This window comes from Rhizobium sp. H4 (assembly GCF_003013335.1).
Lineage (GTDB): Bacteria > Pseudomonadota > Alphaproteobacteria > Rhizobiales > Rhizobiaceae > Rhizobium > Rhizobium sophoriradicis.
The window spans coordinates 70,106-93,915 of the sequence record NZ_PSOW01000016.1; the positions used below are offsets into that span (position 1 = coordinate 70,106).

24 protein-coding genes and 1 riboswitch are annotated in these 23,810 nt (G+C 61.8%); of the genes, 16 read left to right on the plus strand and 8 right to left on the minus strand.

Annotated elements, in window-relative coordinates; translation table 11 throughout:
• Positions 1–72 precede the first annotated feature (72 nt).
• Both C4N04_RS23275 and C4N04_RS23280 read right to left on the minus strand, forming a co-directional pair.
• The gene (locus tag C4N04_RS23275; RefSeq protein ID WP_096771630.1) at positions 73–1,149 is read right to left on the minus strand and encodes a TraB/GumN family protein; all 1,077 of its coding nucleotides are present in this window, start codon (positions 1,147–1,149) and stop codon (positions 73–75) included.
• A 162-nt stretch (positions 1,150–1,311) separates the two neighbouring features.
• The gene (locus tag C4N04_RS23280; RefSeq protein ID WP_106797135.1) at positions 1,312–2,247 is read right to left on the minus strand and encodes a tyrosine recombinase XerC; all 936 of its coding nucleotides are present in this window, start codon (positions 2,245–2,247) and stop codon (positions 1,312–1,314) included.
• Positions 2,248–2,385: 138 nt separating this feature from the next.
• Between C4N04_RS23280 and C4N04_RS23285 the strand changes: the two genes are divergently transcribed.
• Entirely contained in the window at positions 2,386–3,336 is a 951-nt protein-coding gene (locus C4N04_RS23285) for a GNAT family N-acetyltransferase (protein ID WP_096762021.1), read from the plus strand.
• The gene (locus C4N04_RS23290) at positions 3,337–3,834 is read left to right on the plus strand and encodes a GNAT family N-acetyltransferase (protein ID WP_106797136.1); all 498 of its coding nucleotides are present in this window, start codon (positions 3,337–3,339) and stop codon (positions 3,832–3,834) included.
• A gap of 42 nt (positions 3,835–3,876) precedes the next feature.
• Here the strand turns inward: C4N04_RS23290 and C4N04_RS23295 are convergent, their stop codons facing one another.
• Positions 3,877–4,809: a dihydrodipicolinate synthase family protein gene (locus C4N04_RS23295; protein ID WP_106797137.1), complete on the minus strand. Its 933-nt coding sequence runs from the start codon at positions 4,807–4,809 to the stop codon at positions 3,877–3,879.
• A gap of 214 nt (positions 4,810–5,023) precedes the next feature.
• Here C4N04_RS23295 and C4N04_RS23300 point away from each other — a divergent pair, with 214 nt between their 5' ends.
• The 8 genes from C4N04_RS23300 (at position 5,024) to C4N04_RS23335 (ending at position 13,068) form a co-directional block, all read left to right on the plus strand.
• Positions 5,024–7,240, plus strand: a complete 2,217-nt coding sequence (locus tag C4N04_RS23300; RefSeq protein WP_096762119.1) for a primosomal protein N' — start codon at positions 5,024–5,026, stop codon at positions 7,238–7,240.
• A 79-nt stretch (positions 7,241–7,319) separates the two neighbouring features.
• Complete coding sequence (locus C4N04_RS23305) at positions 7,320–7,709, plus strand: DUF4345 domain-containing protein (protein WP_106797138.1); 390 nt, start codon at positions 7,320–7,322, stop codon at positions 7,707–7,709.
• A 254-nt stretch (positions 7,710–7,963) separates the two neighbouring features.
• Positions 7,964–8,530, plus strand: coding sequence for a F0F1 ATP synthase subunit delta (locus tag C4N04_RS23310; protein ID WP_170961502.1), 567 nt, complete (start codon positions 7,964–7,966; stop codon positions 8,528–8,530).
• Entirely contained in the window at positions 8,530–10,059 is a 1,530-nt protein-coding gene (gene atpA / locus C4N04_RS23315) for a F0F1 ATP synthase subunit alpha (protein ID WP_039622598.1), read from the plus strand. Before C4N04_RS23310 ends, atpA begins: the two co-directional genes overlap by 1 nt.
• Before the next feature lie 28 nt (positions 10,060–10,087).
• On the plus strand, positions 10,088–10,972 hold the full coding sequence (locus C4N04_RS23320) for a F0F1 ATP synthase subunit gamma (RefSeq protein WP_038691718.1): 885 nt from the start codon (positions 10,088–10,090) through the stop codon (positions 10,970–10,972).
• 22 nt (positions 10,973–10,994) lie between these two features.
• The gene (atpD, locus tag C4N04_RS23325; protein WP_038691716.1) at positions 10,995–12,422 is read left to right on the plus strand and encodes a F0F1 ATP synthase subunit beta; all 1,428 of its coding nucleotides are present in this window, start codon (positions 10,995–10,997) and stop codon (positions 12,420–12,422) included.
• Positions 12,422–12,661 carry a hypothetical protein gene (locus C4N04_RS23330; protein ID WP_009984701.1) on the plus strand — a complete coding sequence of 80 codons (240 nt, stop codon included), beginning with the start codon at positions 12,422–12,424 and terminating at the stop codon, positions 12,659–12,661. The genes atpD and C4N04_RS23330 overlap by 1 nt, the downstream gene beginning before the upstream one ends.
• Positions 12,661–13,068, plus strand: coding sequence for a F0F1 ATP synthase subunit epsilon (locus tag C4N04_RS23335; RefSeq protein ID WP_010053653.1), 408 nt, complete (start codon positions 12,661–12,663; stop codon positions 13,066–13,068). The genes C4N04_RS23330 and C4N04_RS23335 overlap by 1 nt, the downstream gene beginning before the upstream one ends.
• Positions 13,069–13,307: 239 nt before the next feature.
• Here C4N04_RS23335 and C4N04_RS23340 read toward each other — a convergent pair whose 3' ends face one another.
• The 5 genes from C4N04_RS23340 to C4N04_RS23360 form a co-directional block, all read right to left on the minus strand.
• Complete coding sequence (locus C4N04_RS23340; RefSeq protein WP_106797139.1) at positions 13,308–14,045, minus strand: sugar transferase; 738 nt, start codon at positions 14,043–14,045, stop codon at positions 13,308–13,310.
• A gap of 167 nt (positions 14,046–14,212) precedes the next feature.
• Positions 14,213–15,433, minus strand: a complete 1,221-nt coding sequence (locus C4N04_RS23345) for an acyltransferase (RefSeq protein ID WP_106797140.1) — start codon at positions 15,431–15,433, stop codon at positions 14,213–14,215.
• 88 nt (positions 15,434–15,521) lie between these two features.
• Positions 15,522–16,532, minus strand: coding sequence for an ABC transporter substrate-binding protein (locus C4N04_RS23350; RefSeq protein ID WP_009996361.1), 1,011 nt, complete (start codon positions 16,530–16,532; stop codon positions 15,522–15,524).
• A gap of 67 nt (positions 16,533–16,599) precedes the next feature.
• Positions 16,600–17,412: an ABC transporter ATP-binding protein gene (locus C4N04_RS23355; RefSeq protein ID WP_106797141.1), complete on the minus strand. Its 813-nt coding sequence runs from the start codon at positions 17,410–17,412 to the stop codon at positions 16,600–16,602.
• Positions 17,409–18,215, minus strand: coding sequence for an ABC transporter permease (locus C4N04_RS23360; RefSeq protein WP_106797158.1), 807 nt, complete (start codon positions 18,213–18,215; stop codon positions 17,409–17,411). Before C4N04_RS23360 ends, C4N04_RS23355 begins: the two co-directional genes overlap by 4 nt.
• A gap of 202 nt (positions 18,216–18,417) precedes the next feature.
• Positions 18,418–18,531: riboswitch (TPP riboswitch) on the minus strand.
• 324 nt (positions 18,532–18,855) lie between these two features.
• Here C4N04_RS23360 and soxR point away from each other — a divergent pair.
• From soxR to C4N04_RS23390, 6 genes are all read left to right on the plus strand, one after another.
• The gene (soxR, locus tag C4N04_RS23365) at positions 18,856–19,326 is read left to right on the plus strand and encodes a redox-sensitive transcriptional activator SoxR (RefSeq protein ID WP_039622589.1); all 471 of its coding nucleotides are present in this window, start codon (positions 18,856–18,858) and stop codon (positions 19,324–19,326) included.
• A gap of 116 nt (positions 19,327–19,442) precedes the next feature.
• Positions 19,443–20,213, plus strand: coding sequence for an SDR family oxidoreductase (locus C4N04_RS23370; RefSeq protein ID WP_106797159.1), 771 nt, complete (start codon positions 19,443–19,445; stop codon positions 20,211–20,213).
• Positions 20,214–20,315: 102 nt separating this feature from the next.
• A complete protein-coding gene (locus tag C4N04_RS23375; RefSeq protein ID WP_038691705.1) occupies positions 20,316–20,657 on the plus strand; it encodes a metalloregulator ArsR/SmtB family transcription factor in 342 nt (113 codons plus the stop codon).
• 76 nt (positions 20,658–20,733) lie between these two features.
• The gene (locus C4N04_RS23380) at positions 20,734–21,627 is read left to right on the plus strand and encodes a LysR family transcriptional regulator (protein ID WP_038691703.1); all 894 of its coding nucleotides are present in this window, start codon (positions 20,734–20,736) and stop codon (positions 21,625–21,627) included.
• A gap of 128 nt (positions 21,628–21,755) precedes the next feature.
• Positions 21,756–22,235: a formate dehydrogenase subunit gamma gene (locus C4N04_RS23385; RefSeq protein ID WP_039622586.1), complete on the plus strand. Its 480-nt coding sequence runs from the start codon at positions 21,756–21,758 to the stop codon at positions 22,233–22,235.
• Positions 22,232–23,788, plus strand: coding sequence for an NADH-quinone oxidoreductase subunit NuoF (locus C4N04_RS23390; RefSeq protein WP_077992102.1), 1,557 nt, complete (start codon positions 22,232–22,234; stop codon positions 23,786–23,788). Before C4N04_RS23385 ends, C4N04_RS23390 begins: the two co-directional genes overlap by 4 nt.
• The last annotated feature ends 22 nt before the right edge of the window (positions 23,789–23,810 follow it).

Consider the following 23,810-nt stretch of genomic DNA (forward strand, 5'->3'; position numbering starts at 1 on the left):
GTGCGCAGCCGCTTGCCGTGAGGCAGGCGGCTGTTTTAGTTGTTGCATGACGATTGGCTGAAGGCTGCCGGTTCAGTTCACCGCAGTCACGGTAAAGCCCTGCTTGCGCAGCAATTCGATGACGCCGGCTTGGCCGGGCAGATGCAGGGCGCCGACGGCCATGAAGACGTTGCCGCCGTCGAGAATGGGAGCGGCGCGTTCGGCCATCACCTTGTTGCGGTCGAGGATGACGCGCTGTTCGAAGGCTGCATAGTCGCTGTCTTCGCCTTGCTTCTCCGGCGTCACGGTCTTCAGCATCGGCATGGTCATGCCGATATCGCCGGAGAGGTAGAGATCGGTCATCGTTTCGACGACGTCGCTCATCTTGTCGCCGAGTTCCAGCGTCTCGATCAGCGACTTCATATGGAATTCGACCGGCAGGTCGGCCATCGCCTGGATCTGTTCGGCAAGGGTCTCCAGCCCCTTGACCTGCTTGCCCTGAGCAACGGCGTCGGTGGCGATCTTCTGGTCGAGGAACTGCACGCCCCTGGCCTTCCGGGCGAGTTCGCAGGCCGGCAGGGCGACGGCGCTCGAGATCATCCATGGCCGCATGCGGGAGACGGCGCTGAGCGGGATGCCGCGCTTCTTGAGGCCGGCTTCCAGCCGCGTGTAATCCTCGGCAGACAGCAGCTTGTCGATCGTCGTGCCGTCGGTGAACATCGTCAGCTCCGGCCGCGCCAGCAGGGCGGCGGTCGCCTTGCGTTCATCGAGGATTTCGTCGGATTCGATGATGATCGTACTGGCGGCGTCGTGGGCTGCCTGGGCGCGCGGCGGCAAGGCCAGCACGCGCGGATCGGTGACATGCATGCTGCCGAGCAGCCATGAAGGCTGAAGTCCTGTTTTTTCGATCTTCCAGAAGATGCCCTTGCCGTTCGGCACTGCCTCGGCTTCCTTGACCGCCTCGGCGTAGCGGCTGGGGTCGCTCTGCTGCAGATCGATCATCAGATTGCGTCCGGTGCAGGCGCCGTCTTCGGCCGAGGCCGGTCGTGCTGCCAGGAAGGCGACCAACAGCGCCGCAAGAAGCAGCATGTGGAAGGCTGCAATCAACCAGAGCAGCAGGTTGCCGGATGCTGCAAGGAATGAGGTCCGGCGGCCGATTGATGTCGTCATGATGATGTTCCGGTCACATGCTCTATGTTTCTCATGCTCTACGCTCGGCTTGCGCATAATCCTTTAAGAGAATGCGTTAACGAAAACTTAGCACATCGAATCAAGTCGGATTCATGAGCGCTGAGCTTGCCGATAGGCCGCGGCCGCTGTCACAGCCATGCATCAGGCGCGCGGATGGGCCCGATCATACACCTCGAGCAGCCGCGACGCATCGACGCCGGTATAGACTTGCGTCGTCGATAGGCTGGCATGTCCGAGCAGTTCCTGGATGGTGCGCAGATCGCCGCCGCCGGCAAGCAGGTGGGTGGCGAAAGAGTGGCGAAGCGCATGCGGCGTCGCCGTCTCCGGCAGGCCGAAGGCGCTGCGCAGCTTCTGCATGGCGCGCTGGATGATCGCCGCCTGCAGCTTGCCGCCGCGGGCGCCGCGAAACAGCGGCGCGCCGCTTTCGAGATGATATGGGCAGAGCGTGCGATATTTCTCGACCGCGTCGAACACCACGGGCAGCAGCGGCACCAGCCGCGTCTTGTTGCCCTTGCCGGTGATGCGCAGCGTCGCCGCCCCCTTCGGCAGGTCGGCAGGAACGAGATCCAGCGCCTCGGAGATGCGCAGGCCGCAGCCGTAGAGCAGCGTCATGACAGCCGCATCGCGCGCGGCGATCCAGGGCTCGTCATGGAGCTGGGCTTCGTTGCTGACCACGGTGATCGCCTGCGTGTCCGACAGCGGCTTGGGAAGCGACTTCGGCTGTTTCGGCGAGCGGATCGCGGCAGCGCCGGCGGCATTGACCAGGCCCTTCCTTTCGAGATGGCGCAACAGCGAGCGAAGGCCCGCCAGATTGCGGCCGAGCGAGCGGGCGCCGGAGCCCTGTTTGCGTCGGGCCGCGAGAAAGGCGCGGAAATCGGCGGGGCGCAATTCCCGGATGTCGCCAAGCGTCGCCGGGCCGGCGAGATGGCCGGTCAGAAAGGTCAGGAACTGGCGAGTGTCGCGCTCATAGGCATCGAGCGTGTGCTCGGAAAGACGGCGCTCGCGAGCGAGGTTTTCGAGCCAGGCGGCCCGTTCCGCCATCAGGCGCGGATCGGCGATAACAAGCAGTTCGTTCACGTCGCGGCCTTGAATTTGCCCTTAAGTCCGCCAATTTGAAGCAGGAACGGTTATGGAATTGCTAATGCCGGCCAAGCCTTTGTCATCCTTAGATCATATTGTACTGCGATAGCTTACAGCCCATAGACAGGATCTTTCATGGCACCGCGCGACTCCATGACGGCTTTCGGACAGCTCGCGGAAGCGATCGTTCTTGTTTCACAGGGAAAGCCCGGCCATATCGTCGACATGCTGATTGCCGAACGCGGCCAGAGGATCGTGAAAAATCCGCTCTGGCCGGTCATGCGGCCGTTCCTCTACACGCTTCTGCGCTATAACAAGGCGATCGAATTCGCCAATGCGGTTGCCAAGATGCCGGGCTTCCAGGCGTTCGAATATTTGAGCGGCGTGCTGAAGCTCGACATCGGCATCGCCAATGGCGAGCGCATCCCGGATACAGGCGGCTTCATCCTCGTCAGCAACCATCCCACAGGCATCGCCGACGGTGTTGCCGTATTCGACCTTCTGAAATCGCGTCGGCCCGACATGATGTTCTTTGCCAATCGCGATGCGATCCGCGTCAATCCGCGTTTCGCCGAGATGGTCATCCCGGTCGAGTGGCGGGAGGAGCATAAGAGCAAGCTCAAGGCGCGTGAGACGCTGCAATTGACCAACCACGCGGTGAGGGAGGGCAAGGCGACCGTGCTCTTTCCATCAGGCCGTATCGCCTATTGGGCGAACGGCCGGCTGAACGAACGCCCATGGAAGACGTCGGCGGTTGGGCTGGCGCGCAAATACAATCTGCCGATCCTTCCGGTCCACATGACGGCGCGCAATTCCGGACTGTTCTACTGGCTGGCGAAATGGTCGACGGAACTGCGCGACATGACCGTCTTTCATGAATTGTTGAACAAGCGCGGCGACCGTTTCGATTTCGTGATCGGCAACCTCATCCCCGCCGAGCATCTCGATGGCGATCTCAACGAGGTGACGAAGGCGCTGGAGAAACATACGGTGTATGATTTGGCCAGCGACGGCGATGTCACCTTCGTGCCGGTCGGCATGCCGGCCGCGGCGATGCCGCGCGAGATTCCGGTACCTGCCGTCTAGATGCATTGGTATTGCCATGAGATCGATATCCGCATTATCCGCGATCGATTGCCGCAGGAGATCGCAAAGCTCGAACGCGATGCCCGGCAGGAGGGCCATCTTCATATCACCCGCCTCATCGGCGATTGGTCGGCCGGTGCCGTCAGGTTCGAGCGTGACGGCGAAAGGCTGCTGGCCGCCTATGTTGCGGAGGGGCTTGCGGGCATCGGGGGCATGACCATCGAGCCCACCATGTCAGGGGCGTTGCGGATGCGGCGATTCTATATTCGTCCCGCAATGCGCAGGCGCGGCATCGGCCGAATGCTCGCCCTTTCTCTGCTCGATCATGCACGCCCCTGCTGCAGTATCGTCACTGTTCATGTGGGAAATGATGCTGCGGCGAAATTCTGGGAGTCGCTCGGGTTTCAGCCGCGCGCGCGGAACCGCTATAGCCATGTTCTCGAGCTCGATGGGTCAGGCTGCCCTGACGGCGAAAAGACGTTATTTCGACAACCATAGCCGTCGCAATCATACCTGCCGCTTCGATCTATCGTGCCGCCCTCAGGCGCCGATCTCCTTGAGACGGATGGTCTGGCGGGCCAGCAACCGCTCGACATCGGCAATATCGAGTGCCGAAAGCCTGGCGCCTGGTTTGCGCAGCGTGGCGGACTTGATGACGCCGCGCTTGGCAAGCACATATTTGCGGCAGGCAAGGCCGACGCCCTGCTGCTGTTCGTAGCGGGCAAGCGGCAGATAGGCATCGAAGATCGCATGGGCACGATCGGGATTGCCGGCCGCATAGGCTTCGACGACGCCGACCATCATCTCGGGATAACAAAAGCCGGTCATGGCGCCGTCGGCGCCGCGGCCCATCTCTTCGGGCAGGAACAGCCCGCCATTGCCGCAAAGAATCGAGATGCGCCGCATGGCGCCTTTGTCGCTGGCGGCGCGAAGTGCTGAGACCTTTGCAAGACCCGGCCAATCCTCGTGCTTGAGCATGACGCAATTCGGCACCGCGTTGACGATGCGCTCGATGACGACAGGCGCGATCGTCACGTTTGTGGTGAGTGGATAGTCCTGCAGCACGAAAGGCGTGTCGCCCAGGGCTTCGCCGACCGACTGATAGAAGGCCAAAGCCTGGTCGTCGGTCTTGACCGTCCAGGGCGGCGCAACCATGACGCCGGCAGCACCTTCGCCCATGACGGCTTCGGCAAGTTCGCGCATCGGCGCAAGTCCGGGCGCTGAGACGCCGACGACGACGGGAAGGCGCCCGTCGAGGCGCTTCAGCACACGTTCGACCACGCTCCGCGATTCCTCGGCTGTCAGCTTCGGGGCTTCGCCGAGTTGGCCAAGCACCGTCAGTCCGGTGACGCCGGCGCCCTCGTAGAAATCGACCATGCTGTCGATGCTGTCGAGATCGAGGGCGCCGTCGTCGGTGAATGGAGTTACGGCGATCACATAGACGCCCTTGGCGTCTTCGGTCAGTCTGGCCATTCGCGCGCTCCAATTCAGCGGCCGAAGAACAGCGCTTCGGCATTTCCAATTGAATCTCTCCGGCAATCTATGCGGCCAATCGTTCGTCCGGCAACCCTTACTTAAGAGTATGGGCGATCCTGGCGGAACCGTCGCAAATCCGCATTCCTCGCAAGATGCACCGCCTCGTCTTTGCGGTTCCAATTCCGTCGATTTGCGGGCATGTTCTCGCCCGATGAGCACAGATTCGTCCGATCTCTTTGGCGCGCTGTTCGAAGCACCGCCCGTGAACCGAACGGTTCCGGTGCTGGTGCCGATGCCGGCGCCGAAACCCTATTCCTATTCGGTGCCGGAAGGCATGGCGGTCGAGCCCGGCTCGGTCGTGCAGGTGCCGCTTGGGCCGCGACAGGTGATCGGCGTGGTCTGGGACGGCGGCGAGGATGGCGTCGATCCGAAGAAGCTCCGTCCGATCAGCCATGTCTTCGACTGCCCTCCACTTTCCAGGGAGATGCGGGATTTCATCGACTGGGTGGCGGCCTATACGCTCTCCCCGCCCGGCCTCGTCGCGCGCATGGCATTGAGGGCGCCGAACGCCTTCGAGCCCGAGCCGATGGTCGAGGGGCTGAAGTTCATCGGCGGCAAACCGGAGCGGCTGACACCGGCGCGGACGCGCGTGCTCGAGACCGCTTCCGACGGCTTGTCCTGGACACGCAGCGGCCTGGCGCATGCGGCTGGCGTTTCGACCAGCGTCGTCGATGGTCTGATTACGCTCGGCATCTTCGAGACGATATTCCTGCCGCCGCCGCCAGTGGTGGCGATGCCGGATCCCGATTTTGCCGCCGCTCGCCTCGAAGGGCCGCAGAAAGAGGCGGCCGCAGAGATCGTCTCCGACATTCGCAAGGGCGAATTTACCGTATCGCTGATCGACGGCGTGACCGGCTCCGGCAAGACCGAGGTCTATTTCGAGGCGATCGCCGAGACGCTGAAACGCGGCAGGCAGGTGCTGATCCTGCTGCCGGAGATCGCGCTGACGGCCAGTTTCATGGAGCGCTTTCAGGATCGCTTCGGGGCAAAGCCCGCCGAATGGCATTCCGACCTCGCTCCGCGCATGCGAGAAAAAGTCTGGCGCCAGGCGGTGACCGGCGAAGTCAGGGTCGTCGCCGGCGCCCGCTCGGCGCTCTTCCTGCCTTTCGAGGATCTCGGCCTCATCATCGTCGACGAGGAGCATGATCCCGCCTACAAGCAGGAAGACCGCGTCTTCTACAATGCGCGTGATATGGCCGTGGTGCGCGGCCGCATCGGTGATTTCCCCGTCGTCCTGGTGTCGGCGACGCCGTCGGTCGAAAGTCAGGTCAACGGGCAGAGCGGGCGCTACAGCACCGTGCATCTGCCGACGCGTTTCGGCGATGCGGCGCTGCCCGACCTGCATCTCATCGATATGCGCAGGCACGCGCCGGAGCGCGGCGGCTTCCTGTCGCCGGTCCTGATCCGGGCGATCGGCAAGACGGTGGAGCGGCGCGAACAGGCGCTGCTCTTTCTCAACCGGCGTGGTTATGCGCCGCTGACGCTCTGCCGGGTCTGCGGTCACCGCTTCCAATGCCCGCAATGTTCGAGCTGGCTGGTCGAGCATCGCTTCCGCAAGCAGCTGCAGTGTCATCAATGCGGTCATGCCGAGCGCACGCCGGAAGCATGCCCGGAATGCGGCACGCTCGACCATCTCGTTGCCTGCGGGCCCGGCGTCGAACGTATCGCCGAAGAGGTGGAGCGGCATTTCCCGCAGGCGCGGACGATCGTTCTCTCCTCGGATATCATGGGCGGTGTGAAGCGGCTGCGGCTGGAGCTCGATGCCATCGCCAGGGGCGAGGCCGATATCGTCATCGGCACCCAGCTCGTCGCCAAGGGCCATAATTTTCCGCTGATGACGCTGGTCGGTATCATCGACGCCGATCTCGGCCTCGCCAACGGCGATCCGCGTGCGGCCGAGCGCACCTTCCAGCTTCTGTCGCAGGTGACCGGCCGGGCCGGGCGCACCGGGCTCAAGAGCCATGGGCTGCTGCAGACCTACCAGCCGCAGCATCCCGTGATGCAGGCGATTGTTTCAGGTGATTCCGATGCCTTTTACGAGCGCGAGATCACCGAGCGCGAACGCGCCGCACTGCCGCCCTTCGGCAGACTGGCCTCGATCATCGTCTCGGCCGAAACCCGCCACGACGCCGAAAACCATGCGCGCGGCATGCGCAACGCAGCGCCCCAGGTGTCCGGCATCTCGGTGCTCGGCCCGGCGGAGGCGCCGCTGGCGCTGGTGCGCGGCCGCCACCGCTTCCGGCTTCTGGTGCACGGGCGGCGCAACTCCGACATGCAGGGCTTCCTGCGGGCGATGCTGTCGCAATCGCCGAAGGAGCGCGGATCGGTGCAGGTGCAGCTCGATATCGATCCGCAGAGCTTTCTGTAGATCGTTCCGCACGCTGCGTTCCCGGATCCGGCCGAGCATGGCATAAACGCAGAATCAGCGGATGATTTGGGGTCGAGGCATGGAATTTGAGTTTCCGACGGAATTTGGTGAGCAGCTTGCCTTCGGCGCAGCCGCCTTCACGGCCTTGGCCGGCTTCGTCATCATGTTTGCGCCGGGTCTTGCGATGAGGGTCTTCGGTCTGGCGTCGCGCGGCGAGCGGCGTGAAGGTTTCAGCGAGGTCCGATCGATGGGCGGCTTTTATCTCGGTCTTGGCCTCGGTGCCTTCGTGCTGGCTCAGCCGCTGATTTATACCGCCTTCGGAGCGGCGTTCGCCATGGCTGCGTTTGCCCGCATCGTCTCCATCCTGTCAGATAAGGGGAGTACTTACCTCAACTATTTACTTCTGGTTGTGCAGGCGATTATCGCGGCACTGCCACTGCTGTATGTTTTCGGCTTCTTCCAGACGTAATTTTCGCCGCCGCCGGCGGCTTCCGCGGCCCGCTTTCAGACCATCGCGCAATTTTGCAGACAGAAATTCATGCGAAAGGCGTATTCGGGCATTACGCGTGTTGCGAGTCCGAACATCCTATGTTAGACGGACCCCGAATTTCGGAAGAAGCAAGAGGCTTCTCTTGTGATTTCTGGGGGAAATCAAAACGAATTCAAGATCATAGGTTCGGCGCCCGCCGAGAGCCGGATTTTGGATTGAAATCAGGGAAATTTGTGCCAGTGGCAGACACGTCCCAGCTTACTTCTGGTGTTGCCGAGCGCTATGCCTCGTCGCTTTTCGAGCTGGCGCTCGAACAGGGCGCCGTCGACAGCGTCACCGCCGATCTCGACCGTTTCCAGGCGATGCTGGATGAGAGCGCCGAACTGAAGCGCTTCGTCGCAAGCCCGGTTTTTTCCGCTGAGGACCAGCTGAAGGCGATTGTCGCCATCAGCGAGAGGGCCGGCATCAGCGGCTTCTTCGCCAATTTCCTGAAGGTCGTGGCGCGCAACCGCCGCCTGTTTGCCCTGCCTGGCATGATCAAGGCCTTCCGCATCATCGCCGCGAACCATCGCGGTGAAATCTCCGCCGAGGTCACCTCGGCGCATGCGCTTTCCGAGGCGCAGGAAACCGAATTGAAGGTGGCACTCAAGAGCGTTACCGGCAAAGACGTGACGATATCAGTCACGGTCGATCCGTCAATTCTCGGTGGTCTGATCGTAAAGGTCGGGTCCCGCCAGATTGATACGTCTCTTCGTACCAAACTCTCCACTCTTAAGCTCGCATTGAAAGAGGTTGGCTGATGGATATCCGCGCCGCGGAAATTTCCGCAATTCTCAAAGACCAGATCAAAAATTTCGGCAAAGAGGCAGAAGTCTCGGAAGTCGGCCAGGTTCTTTCCGTCGGTGACGGTATCGCTCGCGTTTACGGGCTGGACAATGTCCAGGCTGGTGAAATGGTCGAGTTCCCCGGCGGCATCCGCGGCATGGCCCTGAACCTTGAATCCGACAACGTCGGTGTCGTTATTTTCGGCTCCGACCGCGACATCAAGGAAGGCGACACCGTCAAGCGGACCGGCGCCATCGTCGACGTTCCGGTTGGTCCGGAACTGCTCGGCCGCGTCGTCGACGCGCTCGGCAATCCGATCGACGGCAAGGGCCCGATCAATGCGACGCGCCGTTCGCGCGTCGACGTCAAGGCGCCGGGCATCATTCCGCGCAAGTCGGTTCATGAGCCAATGTCGACCGGCCTCAAGGCCATCGATGCGCTGATCCCGGTCGGCCGCGGCCAGCGCGAGCTCGTCATCGGCGACCGTCAGACCGGCAAGACCGCCATCCTGCTCGATGCCTTCCTCAACCAGAAGGCCATTCACGAGAGCGGTCCGGAAGGCGAGAAGCTTTACTGCGTCTACGTCGCCGTCGGCCAGAAGCGCTCGACCGTTGCCCAGTTCGTCAAGGTTCTCGAAGAGCGTGGCGCCCTGAAGTACTCGATCATCGTGGCCGCCACGGCTTCCGATCCGGCGCCGATGCAGTTCCTCGCTCCGTTTGCCGGCTGCGCCATGGGCGAATATTTCCGCGACAACGGCATGCACGCGCTGATCGGTTACGACGACCTGTCGAAGCAGGCCGTGTCCTACCGCCAGATGTCGCTGCTGCTGCGCCGCCCGCCGGGCCGCGAAGCCTATCCGGGCGACGTTTTCTACCTGCACTCGCGCCTGCTCGAGCGCGCCGCGAAGATGAACGACGACAAGGGCGCCGGCTCGCTGACCGCTCTGCCGGTCATCGAAACGCAGGGCAACGACGTTTCGGCCTTCATTCCGACCAACGTCATCTCGATCACCGACGGCCAGATCTTCCTCGAAACCGACCTGTTCTATCAGGGTATCCGTCCGGCCGTTAACGTCGGTCTGTCGGTTTCCCGCGTCGGTTCGTCGGCTCAGATCAAGGCGATGAAGCAGGTTGCCGGCTCGATCAAGGGCGAACTCGCCCAGTATCGCGAAATGGCGGCCTTTGCCCAGTTCGGTTCGGACCTCGACGCTGCGACGCAGCGCCTGCTGAACCGCGGTGCACGCCTGACCGAACTCCTGAAACAGCCGCAATTCTCGCCGCTGAAGACGGAAGAACAGGTCGCCGTGATCTTCGCCGGCGTCAACGGCTATCTCGACAAGCTGCCCGTCGCATCGGTCGGCAAGTTCGAGCAGGGCTTGCTTTCGTACCTGCGTTCGGAAGGCTCGGCCATCCTCGACGCGATCCGCACGGAAAAGGCAATCAGCGACGATACCAAGGGCAAGCTTACCGCTGCTCTCGATAGCTTCGCCAAGTCTTTCTCGTAATCGGGCCCGAAGTTAGGACGGATCACGGATGCCTTCACTCAAGGATCTGAAAAACCGGATCGCCTCCGTCAAGGCGACGCAGAAGATCACCAAGGCGATGAAAATGGTCGCCGCGGCGAAGCTTCGGCGTGCGCAGGAGGCGGCCGAGGCCGCCCGGCCTTATTCGCAGCGCATGGGTGCGGTTCTGGCGAATATCGCCAAGGCCGTCACCGATGCGGATGGCGCACCGGCGCTGATGACCGGTACCGGCCAGGACAAGGTCCATCTGCTGGTGGTCTGCACGGCCGAGCGCGGTCTTTGCGGCGGCTTCAACTCGCAGATTGCGCGCTTTGCGCGTGACCACGTCCGCAAGCTGGTCGCTGAAGGCAAGACGGTGAAGATCTTCACCGTCGGCAAGAAGGGTTACGACATCTTGCGCCGTGAATATGCGCCGCTGATCATCGAGCGCAAGGAACTGCGCGACGTCAAGAAGATCGGTTTCGAAAATGCCGACCAGATCGGCAAGCGCATCATCGAGATGTTTTCGGCCGGTGAGTTCGACGTCTGCACGCTGTTCTACTCCGAATTCAAGTCGGTGATCAGCCAGGTTCCGACCGCGCAGCAGCTCATCCCGGCCAAGGCTCCGGAAGCCGCTGCCGAAGATGCCGCCCATGCCGGCGCCGTCTATGAATACGAGCCGGATCCGGCGTCGATCCTCGGCGATCTGATCCCGCGCAACATCTCCGTCCAGATCTTCCGCGCGCTCCTCGAGAACGTCGCAGGCGAGATGGGCGCCAAGATGAGCGCCATGGACAATGCGACGCGCAATGCTGGTGAGATGATCAACAAGCTGACACTGAGCTACAACCGTCAGCGTCAGGCGCAGATCACCAAGGAACTGATTGAAATCATTTCGGGCGCGGAAGCGCTCTGAGTTAGGAAAAGAGGGTAAGAAAATGGCTGAGGCAGCTACCCGCTCTGTCGGCAAAGTCACCCAGGTTATCGGCGCCGTCGTCGACGTTGCTTTCGAAGGCGAACTGCCGGCGATTTTGAACGCGCTCGAAACCGACAATAACGGCAACCGTCTGGTTCTCGAAGTCGCTCAGCATCTGGGCGAAAACGAAGTCCGCACCATCGCCATGGACTCGAGTGAAGGTCTCGTTCGCGGCCAGCAGGTCATCGATACCGGCGCTCCGATCTCGGTTCCGGTCGGCAACGAGACGCTCGGCCGCATCATGAACGTCATCGGCGAGCCGGTCGACGAAGCCGGTCCGCTGGTCACCGCCCATAAGCGCGCCATCCACCAGGATGCGCCTGCTTATGTCGAGCAGTCGACGGAAGCGCAGATCCTGGTCACCGGCATCAAGGTCGTCGACCTGCTGGCTCCCTACGCACGCGGCGGCAAGATCGGCCTCTTCGGCGGCGCAGGCGTCGGCAAGACCGTTCTGATCATGGAACTGATCAACAACGTCGCTAAGGCGCATGGTGGTTACTCGGTTTTCGCAGGCGTCGGTGAACGCACCCGCGAAGGCAACGACCTCTATCATGAAATGATCGAATCGAACGTCAACAAGCATGGCGGTGGCGAAGGCTCCAAGGCTGCGCTGGTTTACGGTCAGATGAACGAACCGCCGGGTGCCCGTGCCCGCGTCGCTCTCACGGGTCTGACCGTTGCGGAACACTTCCGCGACCAGGGTCAGGACGTTCTGTTCTTCGTCGACAACATCTTCCGCTTCACGCAGGCAGGTTCCGAAGTGTCGGCTCTGCTCGGCCGTATTCCTTCGGCCGTGGGTTATCAGCCGACGCTGGCAACCGACATGGGTCAGATGCAGGAACGCATCACCACGACGACGACCGGCTCGATCACCTCGGTTCAGGCCATCTACGTTCCGGCTGACGACTTGACCGACCCGGCACCGGCAACCTCGTTCGCCCACCTTGATGCAACGACGGTTCTGTCGCGTTCGATCGCTGAAAAGGGCATCTACCCGGCCGTCGACCCGCTCGACTCCACCTCGCGCATGCTCGACCCGATGGTTGTCGGCGAAGAGCACTACGAAGTCGCCCGTAAGGTTCAGTCGACGCTGCAGCGTTACAAGGCCCTGCAGGACATCATCGCCATCCTCGGCATGGACGAACTGTCCGAAGAGGACAAGCTGGCCGTCGCCCGCGCCCGTAAGATCGAGCGCTTCCTGTCGCAGCCGTTCTTCGTCGCCGAAGTCTTCACCGGTTCGCCGGGCAAGCTGGTTGCGCTCGAAGACACGATCAAGGGCTTCAAGGGCCTGGTCAACGGCGAATACGACAATCTGCCGGAAGCTGCCTTCTACATGGTTGGCTCGATCGACGAAGCCATCGAAAAGGCCAAGAAGCTCGCTGCCGCTTGATGAGCGACGCTCAGGACGAGATATTCTGCTGCGACTCCCTCAAGGGAGTCGTGGCGGAACTTCCGGAACCGGCAGCACCGACCGTCTATCGTGCCGATAACGGCGTGGTCATGATGGTTGTGGGGCTGGTTCAGACCGAGGAAGGCCTCGGATATCTCGACCAGGCGATACTGCACTGCCCGTTCTGCGGGACCAAATTGCAAGATGCAAAAGCCATAGCCGAGAAGGTAAGTCACTGATGGCTGACAATTTCAACTTTGAGCTCGTTTCGCCGGAGCGTCTGCTCTTGTCGGAGATGGTGACCGAGGTCGTCATTCCCGCGACCGAGGGCGAGATGACCGTCATGGCGCACCACGCGCCGACGATGACGACCATCAAGCCCGGTGTGGTGAGCGTGCGTTCGGCGTCCGGCAAGAAGCAGGACTACGTGGTTTTCGGCGGTTTTGCCGATATCCTGCCGACAGGCTGCACTTTGCTCGCCGAATCCGCCGTCCCGGTCGAGGAACTCCATAAGGACGAGCTGACCCGTCGGATCGAGGCTGCCCGCAAGGAGCTCGAACATGCAGAGCTGCACGAGCACAAGTCGAAGCTCGAGCATTTCATCATGGAACTGACGCATCTGCGCGGCATCGTCCAGCAGGACTGACCGGGTACGAAAGCCTCAATGAAAGGGCGGCCTCGATGGCCGCTTTTTTTGTGTCTGGCTTCTTCCTTGGATAGGGACAACAGCGTTGTCGTGCGGCTTCAAACGAACGCGGCCGCCTGTTTTGGTCGAGAAAACAGACGGCTTCAATCAGATCAGGAAAACTCCAAAAGCGCTCTCCAATCCTTTGGGAGTCGCCTGAGCTGCTGGCGGATCATGCAGCCGCAGCTTGTCGCAGCGTCTCAGAAGCCGGTGCCGCCGCGTAGCTCGATGATCAGTGTCTTGAACAGGATCTTCAGGTCGAGCAGCAGGCTGAAATTCTTGACATAATAGATATCACAGGCGATGCGGGCCCGAGCTGCCAGCGGCCTTGTCGTCGGGCCGCGCCAGCCGCGTGTTTGCGCGAGGCCGGTGATGCCGGGGCGCATGACGTGTCGCTGGTGGTAGTTCGGCACCACTTCCTCGTAGAGCCTGCCGGCTGCGCGCATGTTGATGGCATGGCAGCGTGGGCCGACCAGGGACATCTCGCCCTTGAGGACGTTCAGCAGTTGCGGCAGTTCGTCGATATTGGTCCTGCGGAGCATTGCGCCGATGGCGGTCATCCTGACGTCGCCCTTGACGGTCTGCTGTACGCCGCTGGGATCGCAAGCTTCCGCCCGCATCGAGCGGAATTTGAAGACGTTGATCTTCCGGCCGTTCAGGCCCCAGCGGATCTGGCGGAAGAACACCGGACCGCCATCGTCGAGCTTGATGAAGAGAGCGATCGCCAGAAAAAGCGGCGCCAGCACGAGGAGGGCGCTGGCCGAGATGACGATGTCGATCAGCCGTTTCACGGCCAACCGCAGTGCCGGCTTTGCTTTGCCATGGGCAAAGCTCTCCGGCTGGCGAATGTTGGAATTCGCTATGACCAGGGTCCTGGTTTTGGTCTGACGCTGAGACGGATCGAAGCGTGAACTCGTCTTCGAAGTAAAAGCATACATTAAGCAAGGCCCACAAGTTTAGATGCAATTCTGAACTGTGTGGAGACAAATACATGCTCAGGTAAGGTTTGTCATCGTCATAATTAACAAATCGCTAACCCTGGAGACACCAAAAATGGGAGTATTCCTGGTTAACCTTAATGCCTATAGTTGAGGCGAAAACAATATTATACTTTAAAAGGAGTAGCCCGATCGGGTGGGCGAGATGTCAGACGGTTTCCGAATTCGATCGCCGGTCGTTCCAACAGATGGTAGCTGAGACTTGCCGCCAGAAGGACAAGCGCCGCCGTCAGTGCGCAGGATTGCAGCCAGCCGATGACGACATTGTCTGAGGAAGCGCCGAACGAACCGGGATCGAGTCTTTGGATCAATGTCAGGATGATCTCCTGCCAGATATAGATGCCGAACGAGATCTTGGCGACGTAGCGGACGGGAGTGTTGTCGAGCAACCTGCCCAGGTGATGCGAATGGCAGAGCGATACGAGTGCGGTTGCGATCGCCAGCGGAAAGACCGGAAATCCGTAGGGGATGTCTAGCCAGCCGTAAGCCTCGGCCGAACCGCCTGGCGATATGGCGAGGCGGTAGCCGGCGATGGATAAAGCGAGAAGTGCTGCGGCATCGAACCAGAAGGAACGCCTTGCAGGCAGCATAACGTCGATGCCGGCGGCAAGCGCGCCGAGCGCGAAGACGGCGAAGAAGCCGATCGGATTGTAGTTGGGCATCCATTCCTTCGCCCCGCCCTGCAGGCCATAGGCCCAGCCCCGCCCGATGTCGTCCAGCGCGAAGAACCTGAGGATCGCCAGATGGGCAATGAGGACGACGGCAATGACGCAGAGCCAGGCGGAACGGGCCAGCAACCGGCGCTGCCGCAGCCGCGGCAGGCGAAACAAGAGGAAAAAGCAGCCCGGCAGGAGCACATAGCTGGTGACCTCGAAGGGGATGGACCAGAGCGGTCCGTCGGCTTCGACAGGGAAAAACGTGCGCCAATGCCATTGGCTCATGAACAGCATTCCGGAAACATAGCGGATTGCAAGCTCCGGTGTCAGCGGCACGGCAAGCAGCGTCAGGCTGACCATAAAGCCGACGGTGGCGGCGACCCAGAAGCCGGGGGCAATCCGCGCCGCCCTGCGGATGGTATAGCTGGCAAGGCTCGGCATGTCGCTGCCGGCATCGAGCGCGCGCCAGAAAGGCCGGGCCAGAAGAAAGCCGCTGAGCACGAAGAAAATGGCGACGCCGAAATTGCCGAAGCGGAGAATATGCGCCGCCGGTGCCAATTCATCGGGAATTCGGCGCATATCCAGCCGGAGCGCGAGATGATGAGCAAGCACCAGCAGGCAGGCCGTCGCGCGCAGAAAGTCCGCTCCGGCTAGCCTCTCCTGTGGTCGCATGTCGTTCCTCACCCTGCCCGATCCGGCTCAAACCGCACCAAGCAAAAGCTTGCCGTGGAACCCCGCCTCGGGCAAGGCCGGGATGGGTTCAGCCGAGAAGTTCGTTGGTATAATAGGTGGAAAAGTCCGGCTTCTCCTTGAGCTTTGCGCCATTCGCATCGACCAGGATGCCGTTCTCGAGCAGGAAGGCGCCGATGGCATCGGCCTTCGCCGGATCGATTGTGCCGATCACGCCGGCCTCGGATTTGAGGAAATGCCCATCGATCAATGCCTTCTGGGACGCCTTTACCAGTTCCGTATTCATCAGTGCGCCATTGCTGTTCGAAATCAGCAGTTCGCAGGCTTCGTCGGGATGGTCGACGGAGTAGGCATAACCCTGGCGCGTCGCCTGGATAAAGGCGCGGGCGTGTTCCCGGCTGGCCGAGAGATAGGCGTCGCTGGAGACGATGACCGTCGTTTGCTCGTCGGGAATACCGTAATCGGAATAGTGGAAGCGGCCGATCTTGCGGTTTTCCAGTTCGGCGGCGATGCCTTCCCAGGTGTAGATCTCCAGCGTGAAATCGATCGAGCCATTGTCCAGCGCCTCGTAGGCGGAGGTGCCGAGGGTAACGGTTTTGACGTCGCCCGTGCCGCCGTCATTGCGGATCATCGCGGAGACCAGCGCGCTCTCCCAGGTGCCGCCGAAGCCGCCATAGGTCTTGCCGTCGAGATCCTTTGGGCGCTTGATGTCGTCGCGTCCGCCCTTGTAGATCAGGCGCGCGGTTTCGGTCTGGACGACGCCATAGACCATCTTCACGTCACCGCCGCCGGCGCGCTGCGTCATGGCCTCGATCTCGCTACTAATGCCGAAATCGGCAACCCCGTTCGACACCAGCGTGCCGGCGCTGGTATCGGTAAAGGGTAGAATTTCGACATCGAGTCCGGCGGCCGCATAGAAGCCCTTCGCCTTGGCGACATAGATGCCGATATGGTTGGTGTTGGGCGTCCAGTCTAGCGCAATGCGAACCTTTGCCGGCGCTGACTGGGCGTAGGCGGTGCGGCCGGCGAGGCTTGTCGCGAGGGCGGCGAGGATCGTCTGTCGACGGGTGAGAAGCAGCATGGTGACCTCCTCAGGTCTCTAGAGCATAATGCCGAAAAGGTGAGCGGTCTTCGGACAACGTCATGCTCTAACTCTTTAAATCAGAACGGGATTCGGAATTTGGGCCGACCGGCCTAAAATCATCCTGTTCTAGCGGATGAAGCAGGGTTTGCAGGATTTCGGTCTCGATCGCCTGGGCCGCCGGCGAGCCGAGATCGGCGATGCTTCTCGGGCGGGGCAGGGGAACGCGGAATTGGCGGATGATACGCGCCGGGCGGGCCGATAGCACGTAGATCCGGTCGGAGAGGAATACCGCCTCGCGAACATCGTGGGTGATCAACAAGGCCGTCCAGCGATGTTGCGTCCACATGCCCTGCAGCCATTCCTGGATCTGCATGCGTGTCAGCGCGTCCAGCGCGCCGAAAGGCTCGTCGAGGAGCAGCACGTCCTGGCTCTGGACGACGGTGCGCAACAGCGCGGCGCGCTGGCGCATGCCGCCGGAAAGTTCGGCGGGATAATGGTGTTCGAAGCCGGCAAGGCCGAAGTGCTCGAACAGCGGCGCCACCGTGGCGCGGGCGGCGCGGCGGCTCATGCCGCGCACCTCCAGGCCGAGTGCGGCATTGTCGATGATCCGGCGCCAGGGCATCAGCGCATCGCGTTGCGGCATGAAGGCGAAGGAATGCGGCGTCTGTTCGAGGGGCGCGCCCTTGAACAGCAGGGCGCCGGAATCGGGTCGCAGCGCCTGGGTCAGCAATCGAAGCACCGTCGATTTTCCGGAGCCGGAGGGGCCGACGATCGAAACGAACTCGCCGCTTGCGACCGCGAGCGAAATATCGCCGAGCACCTGCATGCCGTCGAAGGTTTTCGAAATCTTACGCAGTTCGACCAGTTCATCGGTCATCGGCGGCGCTCCCCGGACGGTTGCCAGGGCATGACGAGACGCTCGATCATCAGCGTCACTGCGAAGAGGCAGAGTGTCAGCACGGCGCTGACGACGACGGCGGCGAGGACGAGATCCGGCCGGAAATTGTTCTTGGCGTTGAGGATATAGATGCCGAGGCCGCGCGCGGCTCCCGCATATTCGGCAAAGATCGCGCCAACGACGGCATAGGTGATCGAGATCCTGAGGCCGGCGAAAAAATAGGGCAGCGAGGAGGGAAGCCGGGCCAGGCGGAAAATGCGCCAGCGGCTTGCCTTCATCGAGTTCAAGAGTTCAGCGATGTCGCGGTCGGTCGCCTCATAACCCTGCAGCAGGGCGACGAGCAGCGGGAAGAAGGTGACGAGCGCTACCAACAATATCTTCGGCAACAGGCCGAATCCGAACCAGAGAACGACGAGCGGCGCGATCGCCACCAGCGGCAGGGTCTGGCTGCCAATGAAGATCGGCAGCAACGCCCGGCGCATGGAGGGCATGAAATCCATCAGGATCGACGAGACGAAAGCGAAGGCGAGCGACAGGGCGAAGCCGCCGAGTGTGGCGCCGAGCGTCGGCCAGGTGTTTGCTATTAACGCTTCGCGGTTCAGCCAGCCTTGGGTAAGGATACGCGAAGGTGCTGGCAGGATGGATGGTTTGATGCCGGAAAGATCGACATAAAGTTCCCATGCGGCCAGAAAGACAAAACCGGCGAGCAGGGCCGGGATCGCCCGGTACAGGCCGGCACCGAGCGCGGCAACACGCGAATCCGATGGTGGTGGCGATGTCATCAACGTCGATTTCAGGCTTTCGTCCGGCTGCATGAGTCTTCAAATCGGAATCGATCCAAGGTCATGCAGCAATTCAAAGCGCCGCAGCCTCCTTTGCGCGCTTGATTAGTCGCGCGGCGGCGCAGATACGCAAACCTGTCGAAGACATCGAGAATGGTGCCGGGGAAGCCGCCGGACATCGGCCAGGGTGACACTTGTGCGCTCGGAAACATCTGAACCTCGCTCCGCTGGCATTACCCAGATCAGCTTTGAAGGGTCCGGAGGCTTGCGCTTCTCATCTCAGCCCCGGCGACACGGAGCTCCCCTGTGATTTCGGCGAAAACTATCATCCAGGTTTTCTTACCGCAACCGCAAAATCACGATCCCGTTCGTCCGGTCGGAACCGAACCGCAGACGCGAAAAAACACCCGGACGGAGTTCTGTCCGGGTGTTTTCCGAGGTTCCGTACCTGCCGGGAACGGAACCCGAGCTCGTCTTGGGCGGCTCTCTATTGCAGGACGCGGCCGGTGCGAGGGCCGCAAATGCCGGCGCCATGATTTCGGCCTGTTATCGCCTGGTGATCGCGCGTCGCTTCTTCCTGCTTTACGACCGGTGGAGTAGGCCTTATAAAACCTCAACTAATATTGAGGTCAAGAGGGTGATGGATACGATTTCTGCAACGCCGCTCGGCAGGCTTCTGACGGTTGGCGAAGTGGCGGAACGCAGTGGTCTTGCCGTTTCGGCGCTGCATTTCTATGAGGCCAAGGGGCTGATCTCCAGCATCCGTACACGCGGCAATCAGCGGCGCTACGGACGTGACGTGCTTCGCCGGCTCGGCATCATCAAAGTGGCGCAGCGTGTCGGCATTCCGCTCTTAGAAATCCAGACGGCGTTCGCCTCTCTGCCGCAGGGGCGCACACCGACGGTTGCCGACTGGCAGACGCTGTCGGCGCGCTGGAAGAATGAACTCGACGAGCGAATCAGACGGCTCAGCCTGCTGCGCGACCGCCTGACCGGCTGCATCGGCTGCGGCTGCCTGTCGATCGAGAGCTGTCCGTTGCGCAATCCCTGCGATCGGCTTGGCGAAGAAGGGCCGGGTGCGCGGCTACTGGAGAACGAGAACGAAAGCTGAGCTTTCCCGAGGTCTCCGGCGGAAAGATCGGTGCATGCCTTTCTTTCGGCCGGCGCGCTCATATGTTAAGGGCGAAGGGCGCAACCGGCGGCATTGTCCGCGAGGAGGACGGCTTCGTGTTCCATCCGAGACTATTCGAAAATCGCAATGTCGTCGTCACCGGCGCCGGCCGGGGTATCGGCCTCGAGGTGGCCCGCCAGTTCCTGGATTGCGGCGCGAAGGTGATCGTCCATACCGGCCGCAAACCTGGACGGGATCTGCCGGATTTCCTGCTGACGGCCGAATCGGAAAGACGGGCGCTGTTGCTGCACGCCGATTTCACCGCCGCCGGCGGCGCCGCGCAATTTGCGGAGGACGCTCTCGCCTTCTTCGACAAGGTGCATGTGCTCGTCAACAATGCCGGCACCATGCTCGGCCGTTTTCCGGCTGCGACGCTGACGGACGCAGATTATGAAGCGATCGTGCGGCTGAACCAGACGTCGGTGGTGGCGTTGACCCGGGCGCTGTTGCCGGCATTGAAGGCGGCCGAAGGCGCGGCCATCGTCAACACCGTTTCGATTTCAGCGCTGACCGGCGGCAGTCCCGGTTCTTCGGTCTATTCGGCCTCGAAAGCCTTCGTTTCCACCTATTCCAAGGCGCTTGCCCGTGAGCTGGCGCCGGATGGCATCCGGGTCAATTGCGTCTCGCCGGGAACGATCGAGACGGATTTCCATGAGCGCTATTCCTCCCGCGAAAAGCTGGAGCAGACGAAGAAGACCATACCTTTACAGCGGCTCGGCACGGCGGAGGATTGTGCTCCCGCCTATCTCTTTCTGGCCGCCCCTTTGCTTTCGGGCTACATCACCGGTCAGGTGATCGAGATCAATGGCGGTCAGCTTATCTGCTGATTTGCTTGGACTTTTTTTGGCATTTCGTTACTTTGGAATAATTCGCTTGTGTGAATATGCTATTGTACTGATCTACCTCAGTGCTTCCTTCCGAGATACCGAATGCCGTTGCCCAAACCCGAGCCGGGGATGTCCGGCCAGGACTTGCACAAACTCGCTGGAAAAGCCCACGAGGCGAGCGATCTGCTGAAAGCGCTGGCGCACCAGACCCGACTTCTGATTCTCTGCATATTAGCGAATGAGGAGCGGACGGTCGGTGAAATCGAGACTATTCTCGGCATTCAACAGGCAATGGTCTCGCAGCAGCTCGCGCGCCTGAGGCTTGTAGGTCTGGTCAATACGCGCCGCGAAGGCAGGCTGGTTTATTACAGCATCGGCGATCTCAGTGTGCTCGCCTTCCTCGAATCATTGTTCGATCTTTTTCCGGCTGCCGAAAACGGTTAAGCATGTCGCGTAGCGCGGCGGCTGCGCACGAGGATGGGCTGGATCCGGATGACCTCACGCCGGATCGGGAGACCGGATGATCGACAAGCTGGAATTCTTCATCGCCCTTGCCAATGAAAAGCATTTCGGCCGCGCCGCGGAGGAATGCGGGATCTCGCAGCCGACGCTCTCGGCCGCCATCCGCCAGCTGGAGGATCAGCTCGGCGTCATGCTGGTGCAGCGCGGGTCGCGATATCAGGGGCTGACGCCGGAGGGGCAGCGCGTGCTCGAATGGGCGCGGCGCATCGTCGGCGATGCCCGCACCATGCGCGAGGAAATGCGCGCGGCGCGGCGCGGTCTTTCCGGCCACATTCGTCTCGCCGCCATCCCGACGGCCCTCGCCATGCTTTCGCGCATCACCACGCCCTTTCAGGAACGACATCCGGGCGTCACCTTCTCGATCGTCTCGCGCAATTCGCTGCAGGTGCTGAGCATGCTCGAAAATCTCGAGATCGATGCCGGTATCACCTATCTTGAAAATGAGCCGCTCGGACGTGTCACCAGTGTTCCCCTCTATGCCGAGCGTTATCACCTGATCACGGCTGCGGGCAGCCCGCTGTCCGATCGCGACAACGTGACCTGGAAGGAGGTCGGCGATCTTCGGCTTTGTCTATTGACCGCCGACATGCAGAACCGACGCATCATCAACCGGCACCTGACGGAAGCGGGGGCCACAGTGCATCCGACACTCGAATCCAACTCGATGATCGTGCTGTTCTCGCATGTCAGAACCGGACGTTGGGCCAGCATCATGCCGCGCAACGTCGCGAAATCATTTGGATTCCCAATTGAAATCCGAATGATTCCGATTGTTGAGCCGGAGGCCCACCATCTGGTCGGCCTCGTCGCGCCCTATCGCGAGCCGTTCACGCCGCTCGTGTCGGCCTTGCTGCATGAAGCGCGAGTGCTCGTGCAGGATGAAGAGCTCTGATAGGAAAAATCTATCGATCCACGAGATAGCTTTATTGATCGCCGCCGGCTTCCTTGAGATGCTGGGCGACGAATGGCCTCGGCTGGGGAGGGCGCCATTCCGCAACCAGCGGCTGGGAGGGCTGCCCTATGACCATTCATATCGCCGAAGGCGATATTGCAGCGCGCACGCGTACCATTGTCGCCGACCTTCGCTTCCTTGAAGGGCCGCTGCTTCCCATTCTGCATCAAGTTCAGCAGGAATTCGGGTATGTGCCGCAGCAAGCCCTGCCCGTGATCGCGGAGGAACTGAACCTCTCGCGCGCCGAGGTGCATGGGGTAATGACCTTTTATCACGATTATCGCGACCACCCGGCCGGGCGACATGTGCTGAAGCTCTGTCGCGCCGAGGCCTGTCAGTCGATGGGCGGCGACGCGCTGGCTGAGCGCGTCAAGGCGCTGCTCGGCATCGATTTTCACCAGACGACGCTCGATGGCAGTGTGACGCTGGAGGCGGTCTACTGCCTCGGGCTCTGCGCCTGCGGCCCGTCGGCGATGCTCGACGGCGAGGTGTATGCCCGGGTCGACGATCAGCTGGCGACGGAACTCGTCGCGGAGGCGCGCCGATGACAGTCAAGATTTATGTTCCGCGCGATGCCGCTGCGCTGGCGCTCGGGGCCGAAAAGGTGGCAAAGGCGATTACCCAGGAGATCGTCGCCCGCGGCCTCGATGCCGAGATCGTGCGCAACGGCTCGCGCGGAATGTTCTGGCTGGAGCCGCTGATCGAGGTCGAGCTTGCCGGCAAGCGCATCGGCTACGGACCGGTGAAAGAAAGGGATGTGCCCGGTCTCTTCGACGCCGGGATCGTCAATGGCGGCGATCACCCGCTCTGTCTCGGGGAGGTTGAAGACCTCCCGTTCCTGAAGCAACAGACCCGCCTGACCTTCGCCCGCTGCGGCGTGATCGATCCGCTCTCGCTTTCGGATTACGAGGCGCATGGCGGCCTTGCCGGCCTTCGCCGCGCCGTTTCGATGGCGCCCGCCGAAATCGTCAAGGAGGTCACCGATTCCGGCCTGCGTGGACGCGGCGGCGCGGGTTTCCCCACAGGCATCAAGTGGAAGACCGTCCTCGATGCGGCCGGCGAACGCAAATATATCGTCTGCAATGCCGATGAAGGCGACAGCGGCACCTTTGCAGACCGGATGATCATGGAGGGTGATCCCTTCGTGCTGATCGAGGGCATGGCGATTTCGGGACTTGCGACCGGCGCCACGAAGGGCTTCGTCTATACGCGTTCGGAATATCCGCATGCGATCGCCGCGATGACCGAGGCCGTCGGCATCGCGCGGCAAGCCGGGATCCTCGGCCCGTCGGTGCTCGGCTCGGGCCGCGCTTTCGATATCGAGGTGCGCACCGGCGCCGGCGCCTATGTCTGCGGCGAGGAGACGGCGCTTTTGAACAGCCTCGAAGGCAAGCGCGGCGTCGTGCGCGCCAAGCCGCCGCTGCCGGCGCATAAGGGGCTATTCGACTGTCCGACCGTCATCAACAACGTGATCTCGCTCGCTTCCGTGCCGGTAATCATGGAGAAGGGCGCCGCCTTCTATCGCGATTTCGGCATGGGCCGGTCACGCGGCACCATCCCGCTGCAGATCGCCGGCAATATCAGATATGGCGGTCTTTACGAAACAGCCTTCGGTCTTTCGCTCGGCGATATCGTCGACAGGATCGGCGGCGGTACGGCGACGGGACGACCGGTCAAGGCCGTGCAGGTCGGCGGGCCGCTCGGGGCCTATTTCCCGCGGGCGCTGTTCGACACGCCGTTCGATTACGAATCCTTCGCCGCCCGGGACGGGCTGATCGGCCATGCCGGCATCGTCGTCTTCGACGACACCGTGGATATGCTGAAGCAGGCCCGTTTCGCCATGGAATTCTGCGCGGTCGAGAGCTGCGGCAAATGCACGCCCTGTCGCATCGGCTCGACGCGCGGCGTCGAGACGGCCGACAAGATCGCCCATGGCATCGAGCCAGAGAAGAACCGGGCGCTGCTGGCCGATCTCTGCAATACGATGAAATTCGGCTCGCTCTGCGCGCTCGGCGGTTTCACGCCCTATCCCGTCATGAGCGCGATGACGCATTTCCCGGAGGATTTTTCGCCGGCGCCGATGGTGGAGGCTGCCGAGTGATGACATCTCACGTGCTGGCCCG